The sequence below is a fragment of the Nostoc sp. FACHB-110 genome (assembly GCF_014697425.1).
GTDB lineage: Bacteria > Cyanobacteriota > Cyanobacteriia > Cyanobacteriales > Nostocaceae > Nostoc_B.
Map to the genome: position 1 here is coordinate 1 of NZ_JACJRU010000012.1, position 16,590 is coordinate 16,590.

Annotated in this window: 17 protein-coding genes and 1 pseudogene; 12 read left to right on the forward strand and 6 right to left on the reverse strand. The window is 39.8% G+C overall.

Annotation, left to right across the window (positions count from 1 at the left end):
* From H6G69_RS13540 to H6G69_RS13550, 3 genes and pseudogenes are all read left to right on the forward strand, one after another.
* A pseudogene (locus H6G69_RS13540) lies at positions 1–201 on the forward strand (photosystem II q(b) protein); the annotation flags it as partial.
* Between the two features lie 257 nt (positions 202–458).
* A complete protein-coding gene (gene aroC / locus H6G69_RS13545; protein WP_190687464.1) occupies positions 459–1,547 on the forward strand; it encodes a chorismate synthase in 1,089 nt (362 codons plus the stop codon).
* A 124-nt stretch (positions 1,548–1,671) separates the two neighbouring features.
* The gene (locus H6G69_RS13550) at positions 1,672–1,926 is read left to right on the forward strand and encodes a SemiSWEET transporter (RefSeq protein ID WP_190687468.1); all 255 of its coding nucleotides are present in this window, start codon (positions 1,672–1,674) and stop codon (positions 1,924–1,926) included.
* A gap of 6 nt (positions 1,927–1,932) precedes the next feature.
* Here H6G69_RS13550 and mutL read toward each other — a convergent pair whose 3' ends face one another.
* Positions 1,933–3,603, reverse strand: coding sequence for a DNA mismatch repair endonuclease MutL (gene mutL, locus H6G69_RS13555; protein ID WP_190687470.1), 1,671 nt, complete (start codon positions 3,601–3,603; stop codon positions 1,933–1,935).
* Positions 3,604–3,822: 219 nt separating this feature from the next.
* Positions 3,823–4,866 (reverse strand): adenosine deaminase, encoded by a 1,044-nt coding sequence (locus H6G69_RS13560; protein ID WP_190687473.1) that lies wholly within the window; start codon positions 4,864–4,866, stop codon positions 3,823–3,825.
* A gap of 387 nt (positions 4,867–5,253) precedes the next feature.
* Between H6G69_RS13560 and H6G69_RS13565 the strand changes: the two genes are divergently transcribed.
* Positions 5,254–6,060 (forward strand): tetratricopeptide repeat protein, encoded by an 807-nt coding sequence (locus H6G69_RS13565; protein WP_190687476.1) that lies wholly within the window; start codon positions 5,254–5,256, stop codon positions 6,058–6,060.
* Between the two features lie 10 nt (positions 6,061–6,070).
* On the opposite strand, the gene H6G69_RS13570 is transcribed toward H6G69_RS13565, so the two are convergent.
* Positions 6,071–7,366, reverse strand: a complete 1,296-nt coding sequence (locus H6G69_RS13570) for a phthiocerol/phthiodiolone dimycocerosyl transferase family protein (protein WP_190687479.1) — start codon at positions 7,364–7,366, stop codon at positions 6,071–6,073.
* A 104-nt stretch (positions 7,367–7,470) separates the two neighbouring features.
* Positions 7,471–8,250: a TIGR01548 family HAD-type hydrolase gene (locus H6G69_RS13575; RefSeq protein ID WP_190687482.1), complete on the reverse strand. Its 780-nt coding sequence runs from the start codon at positions 8,248–8,250 to the stop codon at positions 7,471–7,473.
* Between the two features lie 177 nt (positions 8,251–8,427).
* On the opposite strand from H6G69_RS13575, the gene H6G69_RS13580 reads away from it, so the two are divergent.
* Positions 8,428–8,727 carry a 30S ribosomal protein PSRP-3 gene (locus H6G69_RS13580; protein ID WP_015113334.1) on the forward strand — a complete coding sequence of 100 codons (300 nt, stop codon included), beginning with the start codon at positions 8,428–8,430 and terminating at the stop codon, positions 8,725–8,727.
* Between the two features lie 267 nt (positions 8,728–8,994).
* A complete protein-coding gene (locus H6G69_RS13585; RefSeq protein ID WP_190687486.1) occupies positions 8,995–9,780 on the forward strand; it encodes a hypothetical protein in 786 nt (261 codons plus the stop codon).
* A 62-nt stretch (positions 9,781–9,842) separates the two neighbouring features.
* Here H6G69_RS13585 and psb29 read toward each other — a convergent pair whose 3' ends face one another.
* Positions 9,843–10,547, reverse strand: coding sequence for a photosystem II biogenesis protein Psp29 (psb29, locus tag H6G69_RS13590; protein WP_190687489.1), 705 nt, complete (start codon positions 10,545–10,547; stop codon positions 9,843–9,845).
* Positions 10,548–10,795: 248 nt separating this feature from the next.
* On the reverse strand, positions 10,796–12,964 hold the full coding sequence (locus H6G69_RS13595; protein WP_190687492.1) for a DEAD/DEAH box helicase: 2,169 nt from the start codon (positions 12,962–12,964) through the stop codon (positions 10,796–10,798).
* Between the two features lie 137 nt (positions 12,965–13,101).
* Here H6G69_RS13595 and H6G69_RS13600 point away from each other — a divergent pair, with 137 nt between their 5' ends.
* The 6 genes from H6G69_RS13600 to H6G69_RS13625 all read left to right on the forward strand — a co-directional run bounded on the left by H6G69_RS13600 (position 13,102) and on the right by H6G69_RS13625 (position 16,586).
* Positions 13,102–14,112 (forward strand): NAD(P)-dependent alcohol dehydrogenase, encoded by a 1,011-nt coding sequence (locus H6G69_RS13600; protein WP_190687495.1) that lies wholly within the window; start codon positions 13,102–13,104, stop codon positions 14,110–14,112.
* Between the two features lie 56 nt (positions 14,113–14,168).
* On the forward strand, positions 14,169–14,426 hold the full coding sequence (locus tag H6G69_RS13605) for a 2TM domain-containing protein (protein ID WP_190687498.1): 258 nt from the start codon (positions 14,169–14,171) through the stop codon (positions 14,424–14,426).
* Positions 14,427–14,545: 119 nt separating this feature from the next.
* Positions 14,546–14,854, forward strand: coding sequence for a DUF3181 family protein (locus tag H6G69_RS13610; RefSeq protein WP_190687501.1), 309 nt, complete (start codon positions 14,546–14,548; stop codon positions 14,852–14,854).
* 64 nt (positions 14,855–14,918) lie between these two features.
* On the forward strand, positions 14,919–15,134 hold the full coding sequence (locus tag H6G69_RS13615; protein WP_190687503.1) for a hypothetical protein: 216 nt from the start codon (positions 14,919–14,921) through the stop codon (positions 15,132–15,134).
* Between the two features lie 57 nt (positions 15,135–15,191).
* Positions 15,192–15,401: an acetyltransferase gene (locus H6G69_RS13620; RefSeq protein WP_190687507.1), complete on the forward strand. Its 210-nt coding sequence runs from the start codon at positions 15,192–15,194 to the stop codon at positions 15,399–15,401.
* Between the two features lie 243 nt (positions 15,402–15,644).
* Entirely contained in the window at positions 15,645–16,586 is a 942-nt protein-coding gene (locus H6G69_RS13625) for a homogentisate phytyltransferase (protein WP_190687511.1), read from the forward strand.
* Positions 16,587–16,590: the final 4 nt, after the last annotated feature.

Genomic DNA, 16,590 nt, shown 5'->3' on the forward strand with positions numbered 1-16,590 from the left:
TTCAACTTGAACGGTTTCAACTTCAACCAATCAGTGATTGATTCTCAAGGTCGTGTCATTAACACCTGGGCTGATATCATCAACCGTGCTAACTTGGGTATGGAAGTCATGCACGAGCGCAATGCTCACAACTTCCCCTTAGATTTGGCTAGCGGCGAGCAAGCTCCTGTTGCTATCTCTGCTCCTGCTATCAATGGTTAATTCTTGAAGTCTAGTTAAATAAAAAAGCGTCTCCCTAACGGGGGGCGCTTTTTTAGTTTCTCAGACTAACCACAGAGGCGCAGAGATCACAGAGTAATGAGAATTTGAGAAGCTTTATGCCTAAGTCCTAATAACATTAAAATAATTGTCAAGAAACTTTTTTGCTGAATATTGCAAAAGAAAGCACAAACATAAAAATTAATTTTCATAAAAACTCTAGGTACAATACATAAGCCTCCTTCTTTTTTCGTAATATCATGGGCAATACTTTTGGGCATCTATTTCGGATCACTACTTTTGGCGAGTCTCACGGCGGGGGCGTGGGTGTTGTGATTGATGGTTGTCCTCCGCGACTGGAAATTTCTGCTGAAGAAATTCAAATAGAGTTGGATAGAAGAAGACCAGGACAAAGTAAAATTACAACTCCGCGTAAGGAAGCTGATAGCTGCGAGATTTTGTCTGGTGTGTTTGAGGGTAAAACTCTAGGAACACCAATTTCGATTTTGGTGCGGAACAAAGATACTCGTTCCCAAGATTATGACGAGATGGCACAAAAGTATCGCCCTTCTCATGCAGATGCAACTTATGATGCTAAATACGGGATTCGCAATTGGCAAGGCGGTGGGAGGTCATCGGCGCGGGAGACAATTGGTAGAGTAGCGGCTGGTGCGATCGCTAAAAAAATTCTTCGGCAAGTTGCTAATGTAGAAGTGGTTGGTTATGTCAAACGCATCAAAGATTTAGAAGGCGTAGTTGATCCTAGCACCGTCAAATTAGAACAGGTAGAAAGTAATATTGTGCGCTGTCCTGATGGGGAATGCGCTCAAAAAATGATTGAATTAATCGAACAAACTGGTAGACAAGGTGATTCTATCGGCGGTGTTGTAGAATGTGTGGCGCGAAATGTGCCGAAAGGTTTAGGTGAACCAGTTTTTGATAAATTAGAAGCCGATATTGCCAAGGCTGTAATGTCTTTACCAGCTAGTAAAGGTTTTGAAATTGGTTCCGGTTTCGCTGGCACTTTATTGACAGGTTTTGAACATAACGACGAATTTTATATTGATGAAAATGGGGAAATTCGCACTGTAACTAACCGTTCTGGCGGAATTCAAGGAGGCATTTCTAACGGCGAAAATATTATTTTACGTGTTGCATTTAAGCCAACAGCAACTATTAGGAAAGAACAAAAAACAGTTACCCGTGAAGGTGAAGAAACTTTATTAGCGGGGAAAGGCAGACATGATCCGTGTGTACTACCGCGTGCAGTCCCGATGGTTGAGGCGATGGTGGCACTGGTATTATGCGATCATTTGTTGCGTCATTATGGACAGTGTAAGGTTTTATAAGAATTAAACGTAAATTGTCATGATTTTTTAAGGGTGAGTTAAATGCTTACCCTTTTTTCAGTTTTTATGTAGCTTTTTTAGCATAGTATTAAACTGAAATTGCTGTAGAAATGGGAAGGCAAGAATGGATTTTTTGACTATTTTAGGATTAATTGCAGGGGCATTAACTACTATCGCGTTCTTGCCTCAGATGTATAAAACTTGGCAATCAAAGTCCGCAAAAGATGTTTCTTTTGTAATGCTGATTACATTTATGAGTGGTCTTTTATTATGGTTAATTTATGGGCTAGCTCTCAATGCTTTGCCAATTATTATTGCTAACGCGATTTCGTTTATTTTTAATTTGATAATTTTAGTTTTAAAAATTAGGTACAAATAATAAAATTTATATACCGTGACTTTTACCAATTACCCAATGTCTACGGAAAAACCTTGCCAAGGCAGATTCTTCTAGTGATAAATAAATAGGTCTGCCGTGGGGACAAGTGCGGGGGTTGCGAGTGCGTTGCCATTGGTCTAATAGAGTTTGCATTTCTGGTAAATTCATTGGTGTGCCATTACGAATGGCACTACGACAGGCAACCGCAACTTGAGCAGTTTGTAAATCTCCACCCCAACTCAGTTCTAAAATTGCTTCTGCACAGTCTTCTCGCTGCTGAAAAAGTGCGGGTATATTACGAACTGCCCAAAGTTGTTCGCCAAAGGTTTCTATTTCTAAACCAATACGTTGTAGTTGAGAAACTTGTGCTGGTGACAATTGATAAAGAATAATTGATGGTTCAACTGGGACAAGTTGCCAATTATCACATATTTGTTCGTACAACACTCGCTCGTGGGCAATGTGTTGTTCTACTAGCCACATCCCACCAGGATGTTCGGCCACAATATAAGTATTGCTCACTTGGGCAATTGCTTTTAATGAGTGCTGAGTATTTTCGGTTTTGGGATTAAAGTTATAACCGCCTTTTTCTTCTGCGGCTTTAAGTAATTTGCTAACTCTAGTTGTATGGACTGCTTCTTTAAAATTGGCAGCGTCAATGCGGAGTGCTTGGTCAATTGCTTGGGTGATTTGTTCTTGCCAATAGTTTAGTTCATTTAGATAAATTTCTGTTTTTGCTGGGTTGCGATTCCAGTTAATTTGGTCGGGAGAAATCGTCAGATGTAATAAACAAATAGGATAGCGATCGCGTGGTAATGTCCTATGAAACGCTGATAAAATTGTTTGCTCCAGTTCTATTGATTTCACCATTCTCCCATTAATCGCTATCCGCACCCAGTCGGGGCGATGGCGGTGACAACGGTCTGGTAGTCCTACTACTAAAGAAAGTGCTGAGTTGGAGATGGGGAGTGGGGAGTTGGGAGGGTGAGGAAGTTCGAGTTTGAGTTCTTGTAAGTCGCCTTGCCGGATTTGCGGTAAGATTTGCGGCAGTAGTTGTCCGGTGGTGGCGGCTGGGGAAATAGTGAACCATACTTTGTCATTTTGCCAAATTTGCCATGTTACTTGCGGATGACAAAGGGCAATTTGATGAATTACGGCTTGTACAGCTTTCATTTGCTGTGTTGCACTGGGTAAACCTTGACGGCGAGATGGACAATTGCCGAAAAGATTTGAAACTGTGACTACTGTACCAGGTGCGATCGCTGTTGCTGTGACTTCTTTTGCTTTGCCATCATCGCCATAAATAACCTGCCATCCTACATCACCATTGGCTGGACGGCTCAAAATTTCTAAATCTGCCAAAGTTGTTAAGCTATGCAAAGCTTCACCGCGAAATCCCAAGCTGTTAATTTTCCATAAATCATCACTAGAGCGGATTTTACTAGTGCTATGGGCTGTGGCTGCTTGTTGCAAGTCATCTATCTTCATACCACAACCATTGTCGGCAACGCGGATGCGCCACTGCTGGGGCCATAGATAAACCACAATTCTTGTTGCACCTGCATCGAGAGAATTTTCTACCAATTCCCGAACTACAGATGCCAAAGAATCTATTACCTCACCAGCTGTAATGAGATATACGACTTCGGTTGGTAAAGGTTGAATAGTAGATGCCATAAATTCTAGTTTAGGCTAGCAAGCAACTCTTGAATAAAATAAGTATTTTTCTCTACATAAATATAAGTTTTGCTGATGGGTAATAACTTAGCTGCCAATATTCACGAATTGAAGTCTCGTTTGGAATGGAGTCAACCAGCTTTGACAATTAGGGAATAGGGAGTGGGGAAAGAGATTTGAGATACATTTATCTAGCCCCTCACCCCTAACCCCTTTTCCCTAATCTTTCATCGCCATCACTTTGGATGTTTCTGGTTGTAGCAACCCGTTTAATAGAGATGCTGGACGATGGCTATGAGGCCAAGCAAAAGCATGGCGAAAAGCTGCATCCTGACAAGCTTGTAGTTGTTGGAAGTTAATAATGTCGTAAGTCAAAAGATTTTCATATTCAAATGGCAAACGAACATTATGTAAACCAGCATTATCAGTACAAATGGCAATATCTACTCCAGCCTCAAAACAACGGTCAAAAACTGTTTTGAGTTGGCGGATATCTTGTAAAGTGCCTGTTTTAATGTATGTTGTTGGGCAGATTTCTAAACACTGACCTCGTTTTGCCACATCAGGGAGTAACTCTGGATACAACAAAGGAATTTGGATACCATGACCAATCCGTTGAAGATATGGTAATAGTTCTGGGTAACAACCCGCACTAGTTTCGTAAAAGTGTCCGGTGGTGTTGATGTTTTGCGATCGCGCATAATCATATAGACTAATCCATTCTTGCAGGCGATCGGCATAATAGCTATCACCACCCGCTACATCTATGCCACATACATACTGTCTGTTCTGTACTGCTAAATCAATAATTGCCTGATTCACCTCATAAGGAAGGCGTGAGTGCATACAGAGAATTTGGCTAGTGACAATGGGACATTCTTGTATCTGGCTGGCTTTACCCACCACCTCTACTATTTCTGCCATTTTGTCAATTCTGGCTGATTGACTCAGATGTTCTGGTGTTCGCAGATAAGGTGTATAGCGCAGTTCTAGATAAGCCAAATTTTCAAATATATAAGCACCCCGCACCAGGCGATAAATAAAGTAAGGCAAGGTGTCTACAGTTTGCACACTTTCAACTAAAGTATGCAATTCCAGATATTCATCTAAGGTATTGCGCGGTCTGGTGTAAAAATCTTCAAATTCTCCATAGCTAGGAAAACGGGAAATCAATTCTGAAGAATGTCGCTCAAAATAACGCCATAAAACACGCGGTACAACAGAACCGCCCAAATGCCGATGTAATTCTGCATGTAAAGCCATAATATTTTTTGTAGAAAATTTTGATTATGTTAACAAAAATATAAAAATAAAAATCTCTATTATGAGAAAGATTTGGTAAAGCTAAGGTTAATTAAAAAGATGGTATTGGTTCTGGAAATGCAATGTTGACATCAACCTCCCAAATAATTAATGAGACTATTGGTCAATTAACGATTTACTTTAAGTTTGATCCAAATGGGTCGCAGGCGGGCAGGGAGAAAGGATTAAAAACCAATGGATTTGGATCAGGATTTTCGGGAAATCGTATAAAACTGGAGTTTAGCGTTTGTAGGCAGAAAGTTTAGCGGTACTAGCTTGCTGTCTGAGACAGTTTTCGCCATGATAAATTGTGGAATCTCCACCGCAGATAGACACAGGTAAACCCAGATGATTAAGTTAATTAGTGTTGTTCTTTGTCTGTTACTTGTGTTTGGCTGGGGTCAACCAGTCATGGCACAATCCCAACAACCCAACTTTACACCAGAAGAACTACAACAAGGGGATGAGTGGGCAAATCAAGCGTTTGCAGCGACAAATCAGGGTGACTTTGCCACGGCTGAAAAATACTGGACAAAGATTATTGAGAAATTTCCCACCAATGCGGGTGCATGGAGTAATCGCGGAAATTCGCGGGTGAGTCAAAATAAGCTGCAAGAAGCACTAGCAGATTACAACAAAGCTGTAGAATTGGCTCCGAATGTGACAGATCCCTATTTAAATCGGGGGACAGCTTTAGAAGGTTTGGGAAAATGGGATCAGGCGATCGCAGATTACAACCACGTTTTAGAATTAGATCCTAACGATGCAATGGCTTATAACAATCGTGGTAATGCCAAAGCAGGTTTAGGAAAATGGGACGATGCGATCGCAGATTATAAAAAGTCTACCGAAGTCGCCCCAAATTTTGCCTTTGCTCGTGCTAACTATGCGATCGCTTTATATGAAAATGGTCAAATAGAGCCAGCAATCCGCGAAATGCGAAATATTGCGCGGAAATATCCCAAATTTGCTGATGTGCGTGCAGCTTTAACCGCCGCTTACTGGGTAAACGGACAAAAAGGTGAAGCCGAAAGCAACTGGGTAGCGGCTTATGGCTTGGATAACCGTTACAAAGATATCAACTGGGTGAAAAATATCCGCCGTTGGCCGCCTAGTATGGTGGCTGCTTTAGATAAGTTCTTGAAACTGGAATAATCAGGGAAGCCTAAAAATCACAAGCATTCTTCAGGCAGACAACTAAATTGTCTGCCAATTTTTCCATCGAATTTTGGCTAATTGCGGGCAGAGAAAATGTAAAATTTAAGTTCATTTTGCTGTCAAAAGTTGATACAGCCAAACTGACAACACCACCAAAAACTCCCTGTGCTGGCAAAAAGCTGATTTGCTCTAATTCTAATTGTCCGTAAAATTTAGGAATTTTCACCTTGCCAATATTAGTTACAGACACACTTGCGGGTGCATGATTAGGTTGTGTCAGTAAGAATTTGATAACCTGTTTATACATCATAATAATGCTGAAGAGATTATCAGAATTCAACCCTGCGATTAGATTTTGTCTGACTTCCCGCGCTAAATCCCAGAAGGTTGTTTTGCTATTGAGCGTATGAAATGAAGTGATAGAAGAAATCAAAACATTCAGATTGTTTTCACTCACAAGCGATCGCAACCTTTGACGCAAGTTAACATAAGACCAACAACTTAAACAAACATCTTTTCTCTCGTAACCAGAGATTTGATTAGCTGCTGCAAACATCAACGCTGCACATAACGCGCCTTGTACGGTTGTCTTTTCCTGTCTGCAAAAATCTACTAATTTTTCCGTTAGTTCTTTATCTAGTTGTCGGTGAACCAACCCACAGCGACGCGATTCTATCGGGACACATTGCTCAAACTTTAAGGCTTTTGGTCGATACCACAAATGCTTAAATTGCAAATTCAATAACGAGAAAATGCCTTTGATTTTACCCCGCCATCCTTGCATTGATTCTGGCAGCAGTTCAGCAATAGGTGGTAATACAGGCAAACTCTCAACAGAATTAACTAATTCCCCATCTGTAATTTTTTGACAATAAGTTAATAGTTCTGAGTGGAGTTGGACGCTAGATAAACCATCTGAAATAGCATGGTGCAAGATTGTAATGAGATAATTTATCTGATTATCACTCGGCGATTTAACTAGAATACATCGTGCTAAAACTGCATCACTCGCTATTTTTTCGTTCATTTCTGCAATCACAACCTCTTGCCAATGCTGGCTATGAACGCTACGCAAAGGAATTTGAATTGCTCCTGCTTCAAAGCACAGCCGATTTAGGGAATTAACAATTCGAGCATTTAACAGAGGATGACGCAACTGAACAATAGCAAGAGCTTTTCTCAGGATTTCTTCATCTAAACACCCAATAATTCGGCTAATTGTCACTACATTGAATGAACCACCAGTCTGATTAATTATTTCCAAACCCTCCTCAATGGGAGTAAGTTGACGATTGACTGCCATAAATAACTAGATTTTGAATTATTGGGAATAAAAAGCAGTATGCAGTAAGAATGCGATCGCTTTGTTAGGTTAAGTATTCCCAATACCAACTAGTTATTATTTCATCACAACAATAGTTCTGCTATTTTGACTGGATTTAACTCTTCAACATTACTCACAACTATCGCGGCTCCGGCTTTTTGCAGTGTTTCACTGTATGCTTGAGCGCGTGCGGCTGTTTCTTGGACATGTGGCGGTAACACACCAACACCAACCCAAGGGCGATGTGGCTGTAATTCTCGCGCTTTCGTGACTGTATACATATCAGCGACAGTATCACCCACATAGATAACGGTGATGTTGCTGGGTTCATTCTCTAACTTCTCAACAGTGGCAAACAAACCTGTCGGATCTGGTTTACCGGGTGCATCTTCCATTGCAATCAATACTGGAGAATGCAAACCCAAGCGTTTTTCTAAAATGAAATTAGCAGAACCGCGCGTCGCACCACTAAAAAATCCCCAAGCAATGTTAGCTTGAGTCAACTGCTGTAAATATTCTGAGCTTAATAATAAAGGTTCATCACAAATATATCCCGTAAAATTATGCGGGTCTGGGCCACGATAACGGGCTTGAAAAAAAGCAACAATAGAGTTGTAGTCTAGCTTTTGTTGTTCTCTTGTCTTTCCTTGAGACTCAAAATAGCGGTAAATTAATTCTTGGGATGCTTCCCAATCATTATTCCAAACGCCTTCAGACTTGAGTTGGTCAATATCTAACGGTGTGGGACGATATGCAGCGTTAGTAAAATACTCTACAGTATCAGCGATCGCTCGGCGATAAGAACCGCCGACATCGCGCACAACGCCATCAATATCAAAAACGACAATTGCTTGTGCAGTCATGGTTGCATGGATCACAATTTAAACTTTTCCGATTTTAAATTGGATAAGTATCCATAATGAATACTTCTTCCCCATTTCCTACTCCCTGAAAAGTTTGGTCATTCGGCTAGATATTAAGTTACAATAAGCAATCGCAAACTTAGTAAGCTTATGCCCGGATATGTCCCGGAGGTGTGATTGACCAAGTTCATTCTAAAAATTCTTTGGTTGGAAGATAACGTTGCCCTAGCAGTTGACCAAGTTGTAGGTAAAGGTACTAGTCCTTTAACAAAGTACTTTTTCTGGCCCAGAAATGATGCTTGGGAAGAGTTAAAAAAGGAACTCGAATCCAAACACTGGATTACTGAGCTAGATCGCGTAGAATTGCTTAACAAAGCAACAGAAGTGATTAACTACTGGCAAGAGGAAGGTCGAAACCGTCCAATGGCAGAAGCTCAGTTGAAGTTCCCAGAAGTTGCTTTTACAGGTAGTGCTTGATATTGCACAATTAGCTGTTTTGCTGTTTACCTGAACAGTGTTAATCTTCCAAAGTTTTCATGGGTTATCATCGCTACCATTTACTAAACAGCGATTTTTAAAACCGCCACAACCATACCTTGTTAGCTATTCTTTCAGGTAATGTGTAGGCGGTTTTGTCATTTTTAGAATAGGGAACAGGGAATAGGTGACAGTATTAATTGACCCCTGGTTTCTATGAGAAGATTGCATACAATGGTGTAATTTAAACTTAAAAAATAGTTATCTATGTTGCGTTTATCTTACCAAGCTTTCATTACGCCGTTGGTAGCCTGTTTTTGTATCCTAGGCGTGAGTGCGCTACAATTCCCAAGATTACAATCACTGTTAATTAGTCAACAATCTTTATCCTCAGCAGTACTAGAAAAAGAGGTTAAAGCCGAACATCTGCGCTTGGCGGCGTTAAAGGAATTACCTAGTTTTGGTTATGACAATTTAATGGCGAATTGGGCATATTTGAACTTTTTGCAATACTTTGGTGATGATGAAGCGCGAGATAAAACAGGTTATAGCCTGAGTCCAGAATATTTTGACATTATTATTAAACATGACCCACGATTTCTCGCATCTTATATAGGTCTTTCTACTAGCACTTCTATGTATGCTGCTATGCCAGAACGCGCTATAGACTTGATGAAGCAGGGTTTAAAATCATTATCTCCCGAAGTGCCAGAAAAGTCTTATTATGTGTGGCGTTATAAAGGAATTGATGAATTGTTATTTTTAGGAAATGCCCATGCAGCAAAAGATTCGTTAAATATGGCTGCAAATTGGGCGAGTAATTTTTCGGATGAAGAAAGTAAATTTATCGCTCATAATTCTCATCAAACCGCCGTATTTTTGAGTCACAATCCTGATAGCAGATACGCGCGAATTGCTACCTGGGCAATGGTATTAATGAATAAAGTAGATGACAAAACTCGTAAAAGAGCAGTTAAAGAAATAGAGAGTTTGGGAGGAAAGGTAATTAGCACTCCAACGGGCAACAAAATTACTTTTCCTCCAAAAGATTAAATCAATTAAAGTCTGAAGTATAAAGTATGAGAATTAATTAACTCATACTTAAAGTTTAACTATTACTCATTGGTAATAGGGGGAATAACAGTGGTAGATTGCTGCTGGCGTTGTTCGCGTTTTTTGCGATCTGCTGAGATCATGTCTGCCATGACTATCAGTGCTTGGGTCATTTTCTCTAAATTAGAGAGATAAAGTTCCAAATCCTTGTTGAGTTTTTCATCAGATAAATGCAAGCCAGCACTGATGGTTTTTAGTGCTTCAGTGCGTTGCTTTTCATCTTTCACTAAACCAGGATCGGACTGTTCTAATAAAGAGAAAATACCGATCGCAAATAAGCGATTGTATTTAAATTTAGTATTGCTGGCGATCGCTTGCAAATGACCTTGCAAATCAGAATCTTGATATAATTGGCTACTCTGGCTCAACCCAGCAATTAAATCGCTAACAGATAAGCTTTTCGCCAACGCTAGCAATCTTTCCGCATCTTGTCTATATCGCTGTGGATCTTGCTCTACAGCTTGACAGATAGCGTTAAAAATAGATTCTTTATCTCGTTCTGGTTGATAGCCTTGCATAAAGCGGTCAAAGGTGGTGACAACGCCCAAGGCATAAATGGGATTGTAACTAAAATCAATATTTACTGATAGCAGATGCATTTCTACCATCAACTCTTCAACTACCCGGCGATAGATTGTGTTGATTGGCCGGGTATGGAGGGAGTAGAAAGTTCGCTTTGTGTCAGAGACAGTACGGACGTTATTCACAAAGAAATATTAAGAATATTAAGGGCGAAGTTATTTTATTGTCACTCTTAAAGGCTACTTTGCCAAGTTCGGGTTTCACATCAAAGAGTTTTACAAGGGTGTAAGGGTATAAGGGTGTAGGGATGTCAGGGTTTTGAGATTCCTAACTTCTTAAGGAAGTCGGGGATCTAGCTTCTCTAAGATTCTCGTAATTTAGAGCAAGGCTAAATGAGTAACAAATCCATTCCCTATTCCCCATTCCCTGACTATTATGCTTTCCACAATGCCACTTGCTGCCTCACTTCCTGCATATCTAGATAATCGTGAGCAAAAGCTTTGCGTAGCAGTGAGTGGGGAATATATTGGTCGTATTTTTGCATTTCTGGAGCTTCTGCACTACTTACTAAATCTTCAGCCGAAATTCTTTGCTCACATAATGAAGCTATTTCAGCATAAATATCTTTAAATTTATTTTTTCCTACTTTCAATGTCAAATAATAAGGATTAACCCCACCCATACTGCTAATTTCTAAAGATTCACGGCAAAAATTATTAATCAATCTTTCTAACGTTCGATACGCAACTGTCCCCATCCAAGGGAAAATACAACATTTATTTTTTTCTAGCTGCACAATATTTTGTTTATCTAACCCAGCATTTTGGGCAAGTTGACGCATTGCTTGGATATTTTTTCTAGCATTAGGTTGCAAATAGCTATATTCTGTATCTTCTAATAAAACTTGGCGCATTCTTCGCAAAATTTTAGTATGAATTGTGCCACTACCACCACGCCAATAAACGTTAGCTTTCCCTTCTACTTGCTTGGCTAAGACTACTTTCTTTTTAAAATCAACTTCTAAAACTTCCCAAGTTCGGCCAGCTAAACCAAACTGATTTCCGACAAGTGGCGGTGTAACAATACTGCCAATTTCTGTTGTCCCTTGTTTAACTTTATATTCTTGATTGTCAGCAAATACAGCATAAAACTGAAATTTACCGACTATTTTCTCGCCAGTTAAGCCCAAAATTAATTTACTTTGTTCAGTTTGCTGAATATGGTCAATATCAATTAAATAACGTAGTAATAATTTAAAATCTTCTTTAGATATGGCAGCAAAAGCTGGTAAATTTAAAACTTGTTTAGCTAAAGCAGCAGGTGTTAATTCTTTTTCTGCCAATAGAATACTCATGGTTTGGTGATAAAGCAAACTCAAAGGATATTGCAAAGGTTTTATCGGTTCAATCCAACGTTCTTCTAAATAAAGTTGAATAATAGCAATACACTGTAATAATTGCCAAGAAATTTGCTCTGGTAAATATGCTGCTGATAAAGGTTCTGCTTGCACACACACAAAGCGCATATCAGCCGCAGTACCTCTTCTACCAGCGCGTCCTAATCTTTGTAAAAAACTGGCTACAGATAAGGGTGATTCTAACTGAATGACTCGCTCTAAATGACCGATATCTATGCCTAATTCTAGAGTTAAGGTGGCAGATGTAACTGCGGCTTGATGAGGTTCGCGCATCGCATTTTCCGCAGCTTGTCGCAAACTTGCTGAGATACTGCCGTGATGAACATGATATATATCAGGCTGCGCTTGTTCTGTGGCAATTTGGCGCAAAGACGCAATCACAGATTCAGTTTGCGTGCGATTGTTAGCAAATATCAAACATTTTTTACCTTGGCTAAGATTAAACAGATAATTATCATAAGCTTCGGCTGAATTAATATCATCACGCCGATAAAAATGCTCGACAGCGAGTTTAATTTGGCGTTTACCTACTTCAACTTTGGGAGTAATAACTTGTTTGTCAGTTCCAGAACGCAACCAATCTTCGGCTAATGAATAATCGCCTAAAGTTGCTGATAAACCGATGCGACGTGGTTGTTTTTGAATGGCATTAGCTAAACGCTGTAATTGACAGATAACCTGACAACCGCGTTCGGAACCCATGAAGGCATGAATTTCATCAATAACCACAAATTTCAATTCACCAAATAAACGTACTAAGTCGTGATGTTTATTTATTAATAAACTTTCTAAAGATTCTGGTGTGATTTGTAAAATGCCTTGAGGATTTTTAACTAACTTATTTTTGCGACTTTGAGCAACATCACCATGCCAATGATAAACAGGAATATCAGATAATTTGAGTAGGTCGTTGAGGCGTTCAAATTGGTCATTAATTAAAGCTTTGATCGGGCCAATATATAATGCCCCGATTGTATTTGTAGGATGATTGTGTAATACAGTTAAAATTGGTAAAAATGCGGCTTCGGTTTTGCCTGCAGCTGTCGCGGCTGCAACTAATAAATGAGCATCTGTGTCGAAAATTACCTGACAAGCAGCCTCTTGCACTGGTCTTAATTCAGTCCAGTTGTGATGGTATATGTATTCTTGGATGAAGGGTGCAAGTCTGTTGAAGGCTGCGCTCATGTTAAGTATTTAAGCGGAAACAATTTGCTATTTTATAGCAAGTAAAGACGGCGATCGCTTGATCATCTGAGAAATAGAATGACGTAAAAATAAAATAAATAAAAAACGAACCACCCAGACACAGAGTACACAGAGTAATGAAAGCTTACGAAATCCAAAGTAATGCGGGTCTTGATGCGCTGAAGTTAGGTGATCAGCCTCAACCCCAACCAGGAAACGGACAAGTGCTGGTGAAAGTCAGGGCAACATCCCTAAATTATCGTGATTTAATGGTGGCGGAGGGAAGTTACGGTGCTGTGTCATATCCACTGATTCCCATGTCTGACGGCGCGGGGGAAGTTGTCGCGGTGGGAGAAGGTGTGACACGAGTGAAAATAGGCGATCGCGTGGCGGCAATTTTCTTCCAAAATTGGATTGATGGAGCTTTAACCAGGGAGAAGATGAAATCTGATTTGGGTGGCGGGATTGATGGAATGTTGGCTGAATATGTCGTCTTAAATCAAGATGGGTTAGTTATCTTACCCGATCATCTTTCTTATACGGAAGGCGCAACTTTACCTTGTGCGGCGGTGACAGCTTGGCACGCTTTGGTTACTAAGGGCAATGTGAGTGCAGGTGATACTGTATTGTTACTGGGGACTGGGGGCGTGTCGATATTTGCCCTGCAATTTGCTAAGATGCACGGTGCAAAAGTGATAATTACTTCTAGCAGTGATGAGAAGTTAGCCCAAGCAAAAAAACTCGGTGCAGATGAAACTATAAATTACACAACTACACCCGATTGGGAAAAGCAAGTTTATGAATTAACAAATCGCACTGGTGTAGACCACGTTGTCGAAGTTGGTGGTGCAGGTACTTTGCCAAAATCACTACAAGCCGTCCGCATTGGGGGAGGAGTGAGTTTAATCGGTGTGCTGTCTGGGAAAGGTAGAGACATTGATCCGATGCCAATATTATTTAAGAGTATTACCTTGCAGGGAATTTATGTTGGCAGTCGAGAAATGTTTGAAACTATGAATCAGGCGATATCTCAGCAGAAAATTTACCCAATCATCGATTTAGTTTTTCCGTTCTCAGCCGCCCCAGAAGCCTATCGTTATCTCAAAAATGCCTCTCACTTTGGCAAGGTTGTGATTGAAATTGATTAATTTTCCAGCAAAAACCTTAGAATAATCAACAGTATTGCAATCTGTAACAAAAATTTATGCCTCCTCGTTGGCCTCGCAAACCCGATCGCACTGATCCTGAGTTCCGCAAATTAGATGACAGAATGAATTTTGCTGTTCATGTCGCTGTGGCTGCAACTATCAATTCTGGCTTGTGGTTCTTTCATATTCTGAAGTCAACTGATTGGCCTTGGTTGCCTTTGTTGACGACAGGTTGGGTAATAGTATTGTTGCTGCATCTAATTTATATTGCGGCGATCGCTAACTATTCATCCACTCCGCCTAAATCCACCTGAAGATGGACACCTAAGGCAAGGGCATTGTAACCTGTGGCAGTAGAGTTAGCTTCATTAATTGAGCGATAATAATATATGAGCTTAGAGCTAAGGCTCTTTCTTAAGATAGGGTAAATTTTATGGCTAAAACTAACACCTCAGAATTACTAGAAGCCCTAGCCTCTGAAATTGGCGACAATATCTATATCGATATTGCTAAGTGGCATCTTTATTTATCTAATGCCAAATTACATACAGTTGTTGCCGAACAACTGTATCCTTTAATTACTTCTAATTCTGTGAATGAAGACCGCGTAATTAAAGTGTTAGAATCGATACCCGTCAAAATCGGCGGTGGCAGAAGAGAATTGGCACTAATTGACTTACTTCCGCTCCAATGCCAAGTAAATTTAGTTGATATTTTAGAGAGATTTCAACGCGAACTCTAATTTTTAGGCTCAAATTTCTTCCATAAACTTTTTTATCACACCCCTGTTGTTAGGAGTGAAATATATGCCTGTCCATGAGTTTCATGATGAATACACTCTGGCAGAAACAGCAGATAAATTAGGACAACAAGCTTTGAAGTTAAAGTTAATTCCTAGCTTTGTCGTACGTTATTTTGCCGATAGTAGAGAATACTACATACATAACGAAGAATCTCAACTGCTTACGCCAGAAGAAGCATATCTGTACTTTAAAAAATTAATCGAAAGTTCAACCAAGTAAGCTTTTGAATATCAAAGTTCGATGAAAAGTTAATAATTAATTCTGGAGGTTAAATCCGTGTTATTACAAGTTAAAGATACCAGTGATTTAGTTAAAATTAACAATATTCAGGAATTAATCGATCCGAATATTGATACAGTTAATGCACAAGACCAACAAGGTCAAGAAGAACAACAACCAGAATCTTTTAAAAAAGCAAATTTGGTGTTTCCTTCCGGCGAAAGTCTACCTCGCTGTTGGGTAGATGCTGAATATCGCAACAGTTAAAGTTTTTCGATAGGGCAATTACAGCTTTCCAAAAACTGCTAAAGGGCGTACAAATGTACGCCCTTTATGTGTGCAGATAAATATATCGCACCACAGAGGACACTGAGAAATAAGAGTTTTAGAGATTTTTGTCAGTCCTATTATGAATGGGTTCTGGTTGGAGTACGATGATTGAAGCATTATTCCTAAAATTAATGCTGGTGGTGTGTTAAGAGTTAACGGGATTGGGGAATTCAAAAGATTATGAGTCAGGTTTCTAGACAAAAAACTTCTGTTGTTCGCGGTAACTGGCTTTACGCTTTTTGGAAATTCTCTCGCCCACATACCATTATCGGTACAAGTTTAAGCGTATTTGGTTTATATTTAGTTGCTTTCGCTGTCACCTCAAGTGAATTTGCTACTAGCCAATTAATTTCTGTTTTAGGTGCGTGGCTTGCTTGTATGTGCGGTAATGTTTATATTGTGGGATTAAATCAACTCGAAGATGTAGAAATTGACAAGATTAATAAACCCCATTTACCCCTAGCTTCAGGAGAATTTTCGCGCCGACAAGGGCAATTGATTGTAGCTATTACAGGGATTTTAGCATTAGTAATTGCATGGTTAACAGGCCCTTTTTTGTTTGGCATGGTAGCTATCAGTTTAGTAATTGGTACTGCTTATTCTTTACCGCCAATTCGCTTAAAGCAATTTCCCTTTTGGGCGGCTGTGTGTATTTTTTCAGTGCGGGGAACAATTGTAAATTTAGGCTTGTTTCTCCACTTTAATTGGTTGTTACAAAGTAAACAAACAATTCCGGCTGTGGTGTGGGTGCTAACTGTATTTATCTTAGTATTTACCTTTGCGATCGCAATTTTTAAAGATATCCCCGACATAGAAGGCGATCGCCAGTACAATATCACTACCTTCACAATTCAACTAGGGCCGCAAGCTGTATTTAACATGGCACTTTGGGTACTCACCGTTTGCTATCTAGGAATGGTGTTAGCAGGTGTGCTGCGTCTAGAAGGGGTGAATTCAGTATTTTTGGTGATAACGCACTTATTATTGTTGTGTGGGATGTGGTTTAGAAGTTTAGCGGTAGACTTACATGATAAAAGTGCGATCGCTCAATTCTATCAATTTATTTGGAAGTTATTTTTCTTAGAATATCTCATATTCCCCATCGCCTGTTTGTTAGCTTAAAACC

Bases quoted from the DNA above. Each gene is read 5' to 3' on its own strand.
- H6G69_RS13615 (WP_190687503.1), top strand. From the start codon at position 14,919: ATGCCTGTCCATGAGTTTCATGATGAATACACTCTGGCAGAAACAGCA.
- H6G69_RS13610 (WP_190687501.1), top strand. From the start codon at position 14,546: ATGGCTAAAACTAACACCTCAGAATTACTAGAAGCCCTAGCCTCTGAA.
- H6G69_RS13550 (WP_190687468.1), top strand. From the start codon at position 1,672: ATGGATTTTTTGACTATTTTAGGATTAATTGCAGGGGCATTAACTACT.
- H6G69_RS13595 (WP_190687492.1), bottom strand. From the start codon at position 12,964: ATGAGCGCAGCCTTCAACAGACTTGCACCCTTCATCCAAGAATACATA.
- aroC (WP_190687464.1), top strand. From the start codon at position 459: ATGGGCAATACTTTTGGGCATCTATTTCGGATCACTACTTTTGGCGAG.
- H6G69_RS13600 (WP_190687495.1), top strand. From the start codon at position 13,102: ATGAAAGCTTACGAAATCCAAAGTAATGCGGGTCTTGATGCGCTGAAG.
- H6G69_RS13575 (WP_190687482.1), bottom strand. From the start codon at position 8,250: ATGACTGCACAAGCAATTGTCGTTTTTGATATTGATGGCGTTGTGCGC.
- H6G69_RS13560 (WP_190687473.1), bottom strand. From the start codon at position 4,866: ATGGCTTTACATGCAGAATTACATCGGCATTTGGGCGGTTCTGTTGTA.
- H6G69_RS13625 (WP_190687511.1), top strand. From the start codon at position 15,645: ATGAGTCAGGTTTCTAGACAAAAAACTTCTGTTGTTCGCGGTAACTGG.
- H6G69_RS13605 (WP_190687498.1), top strand. From the start codon at position 14,169: ATGCCTCCTCGTTGGCCTCGCAAACCCGATCGCACTGATCCTGAGTTC.
- mutL (WP_190687470.1), bottom strand. From the start codon at position 3,603: ATGGCATCTACTATTCAACCTTTACCAACCGAAGTCGTATATCTCATT.
- H6G69_RS13570 (WP_190687479.1), bottom strand. From the start codon at position 7,366: ATGGCAGTCAATCGTCAACTTACTCCCATTGAGGAGGGTTTGGAAATA.
- H6G69_RS13565 (WP_190687476.1), top strand. From the start codon at position 5,254: ATGATTAAGTTAATTAGTGTTGTTCTTTGTCTGTTACTTGTGTTTGGC.
- H6G69_RS13585 (WP_190687486.1), top strand. From the start codon at position 8,995: ATGTTGCGTTTATCTTACCAAGCTTTCATTACGCCGTTGGTAGCCTGT.